Genomic DNA, 11,800 nt, shown 5'->3' on the forward strand with positions numbered 1-11,800 from the left:
GCTCGGCCCCTCACCTCGGAAGCCACGGCGTGATCGTGATGATCCCGCTATCGCCGCGATCATCCGACGTTCACGTGCGGTGCGAGCCGGTTCGCCGTCGGTGATGGCCGTCACGGGCTGCGGATTCGCACGAACGGTCAGTCCGCGCAGTGCTCCCGCCCCCGCCTGACTCCGGTTTGCAGCCGGGTCATCCTCGCCCGCACGTCCTCGGGTGCGCGGCTGACCCTGGTATGCCGTTGCCCCTCGGCCGAGCGGGCCGCCGTGGAGTTGCTGCCGGGTCCGGTGCGGAACCACTCCGAAAGCGCGGCCTGGTAGGCGGGCATCCGGTCGGTGGGCGTGTCCTCCTCGAGCGGGTGGCGGTACTCGCCCGGCTGGTCCCCGTCGTCGACCGGCCACGTTGGCAGGGTGTCGGCATCCGCGGGATCCGGTACCCCGTCGGGCCGGTAGGCGTGTCGCCCCGCTGGTGCCGGTTCGGGCCGTAGGTGGTCGCCGTACCGCTCGCCCGGCGACCACGACGCCTGCGCTGGTTCCGGCTGCGGCTGTGACTCCGGCTGCGGCGGCGGCAGTGACTCCGGTTGTGGCTGTGGCTGCGGCTGCGGCTGTGGCTCCGGTTGTGGCTGTGGCTGTGGCTGTGGCACAGGGCGTGGCGGCGGAACCGGCAACGCCTGCGATCGCGCCGCCCGAGACGGGTGCGGCTGCTGGATCGGTGCGATCGGAGCCGGGTCCACCACGCCGGGCGGCAGCGGCGACATGAACTCCACGAGAGTCGAGGGCACCACAACGCTCGCGGTGATACCCCCGCCGTCCGCCGTCGCCAGCCACACCCGGATGCGGTGCCGCTCGGCCAGTCTCGCGACGACGTAGAGCCCCATCCGCCGCGAGACCTCCACGTCCACAGCGGGTGGTTCCGCCAGCCGCGCATTGGCCCTGCGGATCTCGACCTCCGGCATGCCGGGGCCGCGGTCGGTGATGTCGATGCGCCACTCGCCGTGCGCGGTCACCGTGCTGACCACGGACACCGGAGCACGCGGACTCGAGTACTCGGTGGCGTTCTCCAGCAACTCCGAGATCACGTGCACGACGTCACTCACCGCCTCGCCGTGCACGGCAACGCTCGGCGGTGTCCCCACCTGGATTCGTTGATAGTGCTCGACCTCCGACAGCGCCGCACCGATGACCTCGTCCGCGGACACCGACTCCGGCAGTGGCCGCCCCGCGTCCTGCCCCGCGAGCACCAGCAGGTTCTCGCTGTTGCGCCGCATCCTCGTCGCGAGGTGATCGAGTTCGAACAGCCCACCGAGAATGTCGGGGTCCTGCTCGTGTTGCTCCATCCGGTCCAGCACCGACAGTTGCCGCTCCACCAGGTCCTGACTGCGCCGGGACAGGTTCACGAACATCGAGTTGACGTTCTCGCGCAGCAGCGCCTGTTCACCGGCCAGCCGCACCGCCTGCCCGTGCACCGCGTCGAAGGCCCGTGCGACCTGCCCGAGTTCTTCCCTGGTGAACACCGGGACGGCTTCGATCCTCCTGCTGTAGGTGATCTCGGGGCGTGGGTTGGGATCGGCGAGGATGTCCTGCACGGCCTCCGGCAACCGGTACTGTGCCACTTCCAGCGCGCTGGACCGCAGGATTCGCAGCGGCCGCAGCAGCGACCTCGCGATCACCACGGTGAGCAATCCCGCGGCGAGCAGCACCCCGAGCACGATTCCGGAGTCCTGCACAGCCGAGCGGCGGGCCTGCGCGGCGAGTGCGTCGGAACGCTGCTGGATGCCGATGAGCAGGTGCTCCTGCACCCGCTTGACCAGGTCCACCGTGGTGGTCGCGGCCTCGTCCCATGCCGAGGCCGACAGTTCGGTGAGCCTCGCTGCTGTCCGCGCGCTCGCCAGCACGGAGTCGGCCATGTCGTTGGCGGCATCCACTTCCGGACCGAGCACGGTGTCGGCGTAGTCCGCTCGCTGCCCCGCGGTGGCGTACTTCAGGAACTCCTCGCGGGAGGCTTGCAGCAACGTCGCGGCCTCCAGCAGCGCGCGTTCGGTGTCCTGCGGCACACGGCCCCGCTCGATCGCCTCCGCGACGAGTGCCCTTCTGACCGACAGTTGCTCCTTGACTCTGGCCAGCGCCCCGGCCGCCAGCCGGGTGCGGACCAGCGTGTCGTCCACCACGTCGGCGGCCGCCTGGTCGCCCTCGTCGAGTAGCCCGGAGATCAGTTCGCCGTAGGAGTGCGCCACCGCGTCGGAGCCCTGTTCGGAGTGCTGGCCCGCGTAGCGCAGCCCGGTGAGCACGTCGAGCCGGTCGCGCATCCGCTCGAAACTCGCCGTGGCCCGCGCTGAGATCGACGGACCCGAAGCGACCAGTGTGCGTTCGAACACACCGGCGGCGGCGTCCACCCGTTCCCGCTGCCGCGACACGTCGCCGATGTCGCCGGTGCGGCCCGCGGCGACGTAGCCGACCGTGAGATCCCGTTCGCGTTGCAGTTCGTGGACCAGATCGGCGACCGTGCTGTCCACGCGTACGCGCTCGGCGGCTTCGGCGAACCGGTTCGCCCGCTGCAGATCCGCCATGGCCCGCAGGCCGAGTAGCGCCACCACGGCGAGGGTCGGCACCACCAGTACCACGATCAGCTTGGTACGCAGTCGCCAGTTGCGAAGCCGCCACCGGCCCCCCGCGCGTCGATGCTCCGCCGCGCCACCAGCAGGGGGACGCTCGCTGCGACGGGTCACCTGGCTTCCTTAGTCGAACCGCAGTCAGGGGGCACGTCCCCAGAAAACGACTTGAGAGTAGCGACGCATCGCCGTGCCCCAGAAGACGCCCGCAGATTCAGCACGATTGCCGACGATGGTATTGGCTCCGTCGGCGCCGACTCCACCACAATGGCGAAAACCACCACCTGATTTCGCATCCGTTTCCCCTCGGCGGCGGCCCGCTACTCCGGCTGCGCCAGGCAATTGCGCTGCTCGCGGGCAAGCTCGGGGGATTGGGCCGAAAACAGCTCGCCCGCCTACCCGAATCTGATTCAGGTATCGCGAAGCCCCGACCCGCTCGCCGCCGCCGCAACCGCGGCGTTGTCGCGTGGGCGACGTATAAAGGACGATGTGAGTAATGGCCCCTTGATCGTCCAGTCGGACAAGACCGTGCTGCTCGAGGTCGACCACGAGCAGGCGGAGGGCGCCCGCATCGCGATCGCGCCGTTCGCAGAGCTGGAGCGTGCGCCCGAGCACGTCCACACCTACCGCGTCACTCCGCTCGCGTTGTGGAACGCCCGCGCGGCGGGCCACGACGCCGAGCAGGTGGTCGACGCGCTCACCACGTACTCGCGCTTCCCGGTGCCGCAGCCGCTGCTCATCGACGTGGTCGACACGATGGGCCGGTTCGGCAGGCTGCAGATCCTCAACAGTCCCGCGCACGGCCTGGTGCTGGCCACCACCGACCGCGCCGTGCTGGAAGAGGTGCTGCGCAGCAAGAAGATCAGCCCCATGCTGGGCTCGCGCATCGACGACGACACCGTCGTGGTGCACCCCTCCGAGCGCGGCAGGCTCAAGCAGGCACTGCTGAAGGTGGGTTGGCCCGCAGAGGACCTCGCCGGGTACGTCGACGGGGAGGCGCACCCGATCTCGCTCGCCGAGGACGGCTGGGCGTTGCGCGGCTACCAGCGTGACGCCGCGCAGGCGTTCTGGGCAGGCGGCTCCGGCGTGGTCGTGCTGCCGTGCGGTGCGGGCAAGACACTCGTCGGCGCCGCGGCGATGGCGCAGGCTCAGGCAACGACGCTGATCCTGGTGACCAACACGGTCGCGGGCAGGCAGTGGAAGCGTGAACTCGTCGCCCGCACGTCGCTGACCGAGGACGAGATCGGCGAGTACTCCGGAGAGAAGAAGGAGATCCGTCCGGTCACCATCGCCACCTACCAGGTCGTCACGCGCAAGACCAAGGGCGAGTACCGGCATCTGGAACTGTTCGACTCCCGCGACTGGGGACTGATCATCTACGACGAGGTGCACCTGCTGCCCGCGCCCGTCTTCCGGATGACGGCGGACCTGCAGTCGCGCAGGCGGCTCGGGCTGACGGCGACACTGGTGCGCGAGGACGGCCGCGAGGGCGACGTGTTCTCGCTGATCGGACCCAAGCGCTTCGACGTGCCGTGGCGCGACATCGAGCAGCAGGGCTGGATCGCACCGGCCGAGTGCGTCGAGGTCCGGGTGACCCTCACCGACGGCGAACGGCTCGGCTACGCCACGGCGGAGAGCGAGGAGCGCTACCGGCTGGCGTCGACGGCACGGACGAAGGTGGCCGTCATCAAGTCGATCGTGGAGCGGCACGCGGGTGAGCCCACGCTTGTCATCGGTGCCTACCTGGACCAGTTGGAGGAGCTCGGCGCCGAACTGGAGGCCCCGGTCATCCAGGGCTCCACCCGCAACGCCGAGCGGGAGGCACTCTTCGACGCCTTCCGCCGAGGCGAGTTGGACAAGCTGGTCGTGTCGAAGGTCGCCAACTTCTCGATCGACCTGCCTGAGGCGTCGGTGGCGATCCAGGTTTCGGGCACTTTCGGTTCGCGGCAGGAGGAGGCGCAGCGGCTCGGCAGGCTGCTTCGACCCAAGGGAGACGGGCGGCAGGCCCACTTCTACTCGGTCGTCTCGCGTGACACGGTGGACACCGACTACGCGGCGCACCGCCAGCGCTTCCTGACCGAACAGGGCTACGCCTACCGCATCATCGACGCCGACGACCTGCTGCGGCCGCTGTAGCGCGAACTCGCCGCGAAGCGCCTCATGCATCGGCCGTCTCGCCGAGCGCGGCCAGTACCTGGCGCGCCTGGTTACGCGCGCCCAAGGCGTTGGGGTGCACGGGTGCCGCCGGTGAGGTGAGCAGCACTGCCTCCACCCACTTCTCGCCCGTGGGCTTGCACATGTCGTGCCCGATGCTGCTGGTGTAGGTGTCCACGAAGGTCACGCCGTGTTGCTGTGCCTGCTGTGCCAGCACCTGATTCAGCAACTTGGTCATGTCGCGCAGGTAGGGGGCGTCTCCGTCGGAGATGGGCACCACCGGCCAGCAGTTGGCACCCGAGTCAGGCAGCAGCACCGGGTAGCCGACCAGGTAGATGTCCGCGCGCGGCGAGCGCTCGGCGATACCGCGCAGCACGTCTGCGACCAACGGGCCGACCGCTCGGATCTTCTCCGCGAGCCGGTCGGTGCCGCCGAAGTTGTAGTAGTCACGGCAGGGCGACCCGTGAGGAACGCCCGCGCCCAGAGTCGCACAGGTGACGATCACCTCGACGAAGGGGATGTCGTTGCCACCGATACCTATGGTCACCAGGTCGGTGTCGGTGGCCAGCGCGTCGAACTGCGCAGCGTTCGCCACACCCCATTGCGGGCTGGTCATGTGGGTGGTGTCGGCACCGCCGCAGCTGACGTCGGTGAACTCCGAAGGTTCCAGTCGCGATGCGACGAGCGAGGGGTAGTTGCGGTCGGATCGGGTGCACGGCAGATCGACCTGGTTGGGGATGCCGGTGCCGGAGGTGAAGGAGTCGCCGAGCGACACGTAGTCGTAGTAACCCCGGCCGTCGGCCGTCGGCGCGGATTGAGCCGCAGGCGCAAGGGCGCCGAGCCAACCGGTGGTGAGCAACGCGGTCGCGGTCGCGAGCGTGGCCAGCGCACGGCGCATCGAGGTCCTCCACGGTGAGCGACTCATTACCCGCAAGTAGTTACTGGAGAGTAGTGTGCGAGTCGCGGCGTTGTCCAGCAGGGTTTGGACAGCACTGGAGAGCACCGCGTTCACTCGCCGTGGGGGCGACCATGCCACGCAACGGAGCCGACATCAGGATCGGCACGTCGGGCTGGCTCTATCCGGCGTGGCGCGGCACGTTCTACCCGCGCGGCCTCGCGCACCCGCGCGAACTGGAGTACCTGTCTCGTCGCGTCAACACAGTGGAGATCAACGGTTCGTTCTACTCACTGCAGCGCCCGCAGCGGTACCGGCACTGGCACGACGTGACGCCCCCGGACTTCCGCTTCGCGGTCAAGGGCGGCCGTTTCATCACGCACCTGAAGCAGCTACGGGATCCGGAAGTACCGCTGGCCAACTTCTTCGCATCGGGGGTGCTGGCCCTGGGTCACAAGCTTGGGCCGGTGCTGTGGCAGTTGCCCGCACGGCTGGCCTTCGATGCGGAACGTATCGAGAACTTCCTGCGGCTGCTGCCCGGCAACACCACCGCCGTCTCGCGGCTGGCGGCGCGGCACGACAGCAAACTCAACTGCGAGCCCTACCTCGACGCGGGCCCCGACCGCCCGGTGCGGCACGCGCTGGAAGCTCGCCACTCCAGCTTCGCCGACCCGGCGTGCCTTGAGCTGCTGCATGACTACGGCGTCGCGCTCGTCGTCGCCGACACGGCCGGAACCTGGCCGTACCTGGAGCATGTGACGGCCGATTTCGTCTACGTGCGGCTGCACGGCGATGTCGAGCTCTACACCAGCGGCTACTCCGACCGCGCACTCTCGGCATGGGCCCGCAAGATCACCGCCTGGCACGCGGCCGGGCTGGACACCTACGTCTACTTCGACAACGACAGCAAAGCGAAGGCGCCCGGCGACGCCGTGGCACTGGCCGAGAAACTCGGCCTTCGCCAGGCGGCACCGGGCGCCTCGCGTTAGCGGCAGCGGTCTACACGCTGCTCGCCTGCCGGGCGTGCGCCCCCTCGGAGATCTCCTCCACCAGCTTGTCGCAGAACGCGGGCAGATCGTCCGGCTTGCGGCTGGAGACCAGCCCGCCGTCGACGACGACCTGCTCGTCGACCCACTCGGCACCCGCGTTACGCAGGTCCGTCTGCAGGCTCGGCCACGAGGTGAGCCTGCGCCCGCGAACCACGTCGGCCTCGATGAGGGTCCACGGTCCGTGGCAGATCACCGCCACGGGCTTTTGCCGCGAGAAGAACTCGCCGACGAACCTCACAACATTCGGGTTCGTGCGCAGAATGTCCGGATTGGCCACACCACCGGGCAACACGAGCCCGTCGTAGTCGTCCACCGACGCCTCGGTGACGACCTTGTCGACGGGGAAGGTGTCGCCCCTGTCGAGATGGTTGAATGCCTGGATACTGCCGGGCTGGATGGAGATCAGCTCGGGGTTTCCGCCCGCCTCCTTGACGGCCTTCCAGGGCTCCGTCAGTTCCACCTGCTCGGTGCCCTCAGGCGCCGCCACGAAGGCCACCCTGCGACCGGTCAGTTTGTCAGCCACGCGTCATCACTCCTTTCAGACTCGTGGTCCGATCGGTGGATACCCAGGCCGTCGCAGAGCCGAAACGCGGTGCGCGCCCGGTCGGGAATTCACGCGGGCGATCTCGGTGTGCGCTTGCTCACCGCATGCAGCGATCGGCTGCCACCGACCGTCCACACCGGAATTCCGGAGCGGCGGGCATTCGGTGTGACGGGACAAAAAGTGACCCCCGGGCCACCGTGTGTCGGTGAGCCCGGGGGTCGAAGGTGAGCAGGACTCAGAAGTCCATGCCGCCCATGCCACCGGTCGGGTCGGCGCCCGCACCGGCCTTCTCCTTCTCCGGCTTGTCCGCGACCACGGCTTCGGTGGTCAGGAACAGGCCCGCGATGGATGCGGCGTTCTGCAGTGCCGAACGCGTGACCTTGGCCGGGTCGATGACACCGGCGGCCACCAGGTCCTCGTACTCGCCGGTCGCCGCGTTCAGGCCGTGGCTCTGCGGAAGGCCCTTGACCTTCTCCACCACGACGCCACCCTCGAGACCGCTGTTGACGGCGATCTGCTTGAGCGGACCCTCGACGGCGATCTTGACGATGTTGGCGCCGGTCGCCTCGTCACCGGTCAGCTTCAGGCTCTCGAAGGCGGCCTTGGACGCCTGCAGCAGCGCGACGCCACCACCGGCGACGATGCCCTCCTCCACGGCGGCCTTGGCGTTACGCACCGCGTCCTCGATGCGGTGCTTGCGCTCCTTGAGCTCCACCTCGGTGGCGGCACCGGCCTTGATGACCGCGACACCACCGGCCAGCTTCGCCAGCCGCTCCTGCAGCTTCTCCCGGTCGTAGTCGGAGTCGCTGTTCTCGATCTCCGCGCGGATCTGGTTGACCCGACCCTGGATCTGGTCGGCGTCACCAGCGCCCTCGACGATCGTGGTCTCGTCCTTGGTCACCACGACCTTACGAGCACGACCCAGCAGCGAGATGTCGGCGTTCTCCAGCTTCAGGCCGACGTCCTCGCTGATCACCTGGCCACCGGTCAGGATCGCCATGTCCTGCAGCATCGCCTTGCGGCGGTCGCCGAAGCCAGGAGCCTTCACGGCCACGGACTTGAACGTGCCGCGGATCTTGTTGACGACCAGGGTGGCCAGCGCCTCGCCCTCGACGTCCTCGGCGATGATCAGCAGCGACTTGCCCGCCTGCATGACCTTCTCGAGAACCGGCAGCATGTCCTTGACGTTCGAGATCTTCGATCCGAACAGCAGGACGTAGGGGTCCTCCAGGACAGCTTCCTGGCGCTCCGCGTCGGTCACGAAGTAGCCGGAGATGTAGCCCTTGTCGAAGCGCATACCCTCGGTGAGCTCCAGCTCCAGCCCGAAGGTGTTGGACTCCTCGACGGTGACGACACCTTCCTTGCCGACCTTGTCCAGCGCCTCGGCGATCAGCTCACCGATGGTGCGGTCGGCCGCGGAGATCGAGGCCGTGGCAGCGATCTGCTCCTTGGTCTCGACTTCCTGAGCCATCTTGTGCAGCTGCTCGGTCACAGCCTCGACGGCCTGCTCGATACCGCGCTTCAACGCGATCGGGTCAGCACCCGCCGCGACGTTGCGCAGCCCTTCCTTGACAAGGGCCTGAGCCAGCACAGTGGCTGTCGTGGTGCCGTCACCAGCCACGTCGTCGGTCTTCTTGGCAACTTCCTTGACGAGTTCCGCGCCGATCTTCTCCCACGGATCCTCGAGCTCGATTTCCTTCGCGATCGAGACACCGTCATTGGTGATCGTCGGCGCGCCCCACTTCTTCTCGAGCACGACGTTACGGCCACGGGGGCCGAGCGTCACCTTGACGGCCTCGGCGAGGGTGTTCAAACCGCGCTCAAGACCGCGGCGGGCGTCCTCGTCGAACGCAATCAGTTTGGCCATTGCGGTGTGGTCCTCCGATAGTCAGGACACGTCCTCGGCCAGGCTCGGTGCCCGCGACGGACGACCAGTTCGGCTTATCCGAACGTGGCCTCACCGTCCCGACCTTCAGGCGGCGGTCGGCGACCAGCCGCCTGGCACTCAACGGTGCCGAGTGCCAATTCCGTGTTTAGCACTCTCAAGGGGAGAGTGCAAGCTGAGGGTCACCCTCCGGAACCGGGCACCACCGGGATCGAGGTCGGCGGTGGATTGTCACCGGACTGCTGCGCCGTCGGTTCGCCGGTGCCCGGACCCACCGGGATGTCAGGCGCCGGGGTACTGCTCGAGGTGGTCGCGGGCTGGTCGCCACCCTGCTCGTCGCCCCCGAGCAGGAGCAGCAGCGCCGTGACGCCGCCGCCCACCACGACCACGGCCGCGAGCAACCACGCGATCCACGCCTTGCCGCGCTTGCCGCCTCCACCCGGGCCACCGGGAGGCCCGTACCCGGGCGGCCCGCCGAAGCCCGGCGGCGGCCCCTGCGGATGCATCCCACCCATACCCGGCGGCTGCATGCCGGGCGCCGTGCCGTACTGCTGGTGCGGTCCTGGCTGGGCGAACCCCCCGGGAGGGGGCGCCGGGTGCCCCGGCTGCTGCCCGAAGCCGGGCTGGACGTGTTGCGGCCCCGGTTGCCCCGGCTGCCCTGGCTGCGCGGGCTGTCCCGGTTGCTGCCCCGGCTGCGGTCCCGGTTGCGGCCCCGGCTGCTGCCCGTAGGTGTGCACGGGTTTCCCCTCTCCGTGTTGCCCGACGGCGACCGGCCGCCTGCCCGGCATGGTGGTCGACAGCGCCGGGCGCGGTTGCAGTGCCTCGCGCGCTGCCGAGATCAAAGCGACACAGCTTTCGTAGCGGTCGGCCGCGTTCTTCGCCAAACCCTTGCGGACGACGTCGTCGACGACGGGCGGCAGCGCGGGCACGGCCTGGGAGACCGAAGGCGGCTCGCCACCGAGGTGCCCCTTGATCACCGCCTGCACGTCGCCCCGAAACGGTGGGCCCCCGGTGAGGCAGGCGTAGAGCATGCAGGCCAGCGCGTACTGGTCGGTGCGGCCGTCCAGCGGTTCCCCGCGCAGGTGCTCCGGCGCCGCATAGGTCGGCGAGCCGAGGAAATCGCCGCCACGGGTGCGATGGCCCGTCGTGCCTCGCCTGGTGAGACCGAAGTCGGCGATGTAGACGTGTTCCCGTGCCGACTCCCTGCTCGTCACCAGCACGTTCGCAGGCTTGACGTCCAGATGCACCAGGCCGCGGTTGTGCAGGGTGTCGAGGGCATCCGCGACCTGGTCGAGCAGACCGACGGCCCGCTGCGGCTTCATCGGCTCGCCGCCGATGAGGCTGGCCAGGTCGGAGCCGTCGACGAGCCGCATGGCGATGTAGAGCATGCCGTCGAGCTCGCCGAAGTCGTACAGCGGCACGATGTTGGCGTGATCGATGGCCGAGGTGTTGCGCGCCTCGTCGACGAAACGCTCGCGGAACTCGGCGTCCGCGCCGAGATGCTCACCGATGACCTTCAACGCCACCTTGCGGCCGAGCCGCACGTCGGTGGCCCGGTACATCACGCTCATGCCGCCGCGGCCGAGCACACCGTCGATGCGGTAGTTGCCCAACCTGCGACCGGTGAGGTCCCCCGACACATCGCCTGTCACGGAGCGCAGCCTAGCGCCCACGCCGATCGCACGACGAGCAGTCGCCCTGTTCGGTGCGGGCGCTCCCGCCCCGGACTAGGAGACCTTGCGAACGTCGGCGGCCTGGCTGCGACCGTCGCGTCCCGCCGTTATCTCGAATTCCACCCGGTCACCCTCGTCGAGGGTCCGGAAACCGTCCGCCTGAATGGCGGAGTAATGTACGAAGACGTCCGGGCCGTCAGGTGACTCGATGAACCCGTAGCCCTTTTCCGCGTTGAACCACTTGACCGTGCCGACAGCCACGGCGTCCTCCTTGCTACATACCACAAACACGAGCAGTCCCGCCTGCCGCGTTCCAAGCGTCGATCACGCTACCCGAATCAGGGCCGTGGGCAATGGTCAATTTGTGGTAAACGGCGGCCGCATTCGCGGTCCGGGTCGCGGTTCAGTCGCGGCCGCGAGCCTGCACGAGCAACGTGGCAGGTCCGGCGAAGTCGAGCACGAGCCCTTCTCCGGTGCGCACGGACTGCGGGCCGGACGGGTCGACCGCCCGCAGCCGGACCTGCACCGTGTCCGGATAGGCGAGCAGGAATCGAGGCACCACGGTGATCACCTCACCCGCACGCAACGTGAACGAGTCCACCGGTCCCCTGCTGGCGAGCAGCAACAGACCGGTGCCGCTGAAGTGCTCCAGGAAACCGGCGTCACCGCCGAACAGCGCCTGCAGCGCGGGCCACGGATGATCCCTGCGCACGGTGGCAGGCCGCGCGAGCACGCTGTCACGCACCACCGACCAGCCGATCTTGCCGTCGAACTCGAGCGGATGGACGTCGCCGGGCTCGGCAGGTGCCAGGTCGAGCCAGCCACCCTCGGCGGGTGCCGTGAACACCGAAGCACTCCTGCCACGGCCCGATCTCGTCGGTGTCACGCCGAAGCTGCTCGCCACCAGGGTGGCGGGGTCGGCCTCCACCGCCTCCCCCGCCGCCAGCGAGATCCTGGCTACGCCGAAGCTGGGTGTGTGCCGAGTGTGTACCCGCAT

The 11,800-nt window shown here is 68.9% G+C and carries 9 protein-coding genes; 2 read left to right on the forward strand and 7 right to left on the reverse strand.

Annotation, left to right across the window (positions count from 1 at the left end):
* Positions 1-137: 137 nt before the first annotated feature.
* A complete protein-coding gene (locus SACMADRAFT_RS23460; protein ID WP_009156347.1) occupies positions 138-2,720 on the reverse strand; it encodes a sensor histidine kinase in 2,583 nt (860 codons plus the stop codon).
* A 372-nt stretch (positions 2,721-3,092) separates the two neighbouring features.
* Between SACMADRAFT_RS23460 and SACMADRAFT_RS23465 the strand changes: the two genes are divergently transcribed.
* Positions 3,093-4,739 carry a DNA repair helicase XPB gene (locus tag SACMADRAFT_RS23465; protein WP_009156348.1) on the forward strand — a complete coding sequence of 549 codons (1,647 nt, stop codon included), beginning with the start codon at positions 3,093-3,095 and terminating at the stop codon, positions 4,737-4,739.
* 22 nt (positions 4,740-4,761) lie between these two features.
* Here the strand turns inward: SACMADRAFT_RS23465 and SACMADRAFT_RS23470 are convergent, their stop codons facing one another.
* Positions 4,762-5,655, reverse strand: a complete 894-nt coding sequence (locus SACMADRAFT_RS23470; RefSeq protein ID WP_009156349.1) for an SGNH/GDSL hydrolase family protein — start codon at positions 5,653-5,655, stop codon at positions 4,762-4,764.
* Positions 5,656-5,786: 131 nt separating this feature from the next.
* On the opposite strand from SACMADRAFT_RS23470, the gene SACMADRAFT_RS23475 reads away from it, so the two are divergent.
* Positions 5,787-6,641 carry a DUF72 domain-containing protein gene (locus SACMADRAFT_RS23475; RefSeq protein WP_009156350.1) on the forward strand — a complete coding sequence of 285 codons (855 nt, stop codon included), beginning with the start codon at positions 5,787-5,789 and terminating at the stop codon, positions 6,639-6,641.
* 10 nt (positions 6,642-6,651) lie between these two features.
* Here the strand turns inward: SACMADRAFT_RS23475 and SACMADRAFT_RS23480 are convergent, their stop codons facing one another.
* The 5 genes from SACMADRAFT_RS23480 to SACMADRAFT_RS23500 all read right to left on the reverse strand — a co-directional run bounded on the left by SACMADRAFT_RS23480 (position 6,652) and on the right by SACMADRAFT_RS23500 (position 11,800).
* Complete coding sequence (locus tag SACMADRAFT_RS23480; RefSeq protein ID WP_009156351.1) at positions 6,652-7,224, reverse strand: type 1 glutamine amidotransferase domain-containing protein; 573 nt, start codon at positions 7,222-7,224, stop codon at positions 6,652-6,654.
* Between the two features lie 256 nt (positions 7,225-7,480).
* Positions 7,481-9,112 carry a chaperonin GroEL gene (gene groL, locus SACMADRAFT_RS23485; protein WP_009156352.1) on the reverse strand — a complete coding sequence of 544 codons (1,632 nt, stop codon included), beginning with the start codon at positions 9,110-9,112 and terminating at the stop codon, positions 7,481-7,483.
* A gap of 200 nt (positions 9,113-9,312) precedes the next feature.
* Complete coding sequence (locus SACMADRAFT_RS23490) at positions 9,313-10,782, reverse strand: serine/threonine-protein kinase (RefSeq protein WP_009156353.1); 1,470 nt, start codon at positions 10,780-10,782, stop codon at positions 9,313-9,315.
* A gap of 75 nt (positions 10,783-10,857) precedes the next feature.
* The gene (locus SACMADRAFT_RS23495) at positions 10,858-11,064 is read right to left on the reverse strand and encodes a cold-shock protein (protein WP_040926752.1); all 207 of its coding nucleotides are present in this window, start codon (positions 11,062-11,064) and stop codon (positions 10,858-10,860) included.
* 142 nt (positions 11,065-11,206) lie between these two features.
* Complete coding sequence (locus SACMADRAFT_RS23500) at positions 11,207-11,800, reverse strand: AIM24 family protein (RefSeq protein ID WP_009156355.1); 594 nt, start codon at positions 11,798-11,800, stop codon at positions 11,207-11,209.

This window comes from Saccharomonospora marina XMU15 (assembly GCF_000244955.1).
Taxonomy (GTDB): domain Bacteria; phylum Actinomycetota; class Actinomycetes; order Mycobacteriales; family Pseudonocardiaceae; genus Saccharomonospora_A; species Saccharomonospora_A marina.

Coding starts and splice junctions, on each gene's coding strand:
- groL (WP_009156352.1), bottom strand. CDS start 9,112: ATGGCCAAACTGATTGCGTTCGACGAGGACGCCCGCCGCGGTCTTGAG.
- SACMADRAFT_RS23470 (WP_009156349.1), bottom strand. CDS start 5,655: ATGCGCCGTGCGCTGGCCACGCTCGCGACCGCGACCGCGTTGCTCACC.
- SACMADRAFT_RS23475 (WP_009156350.1), top strand. CDS start 5,787: ATGCCACGCAACGGAGCCGACATCAGGATCGGCACGTCGGGCTGGCTC.
- SACMADRAFT_RS23500 (WP_009156355.1), bottom strand. CDS start 11,800: ATGCGGGTACACACTCGGCACACACCCAGCTTCGGCGTAGCCAGGATC.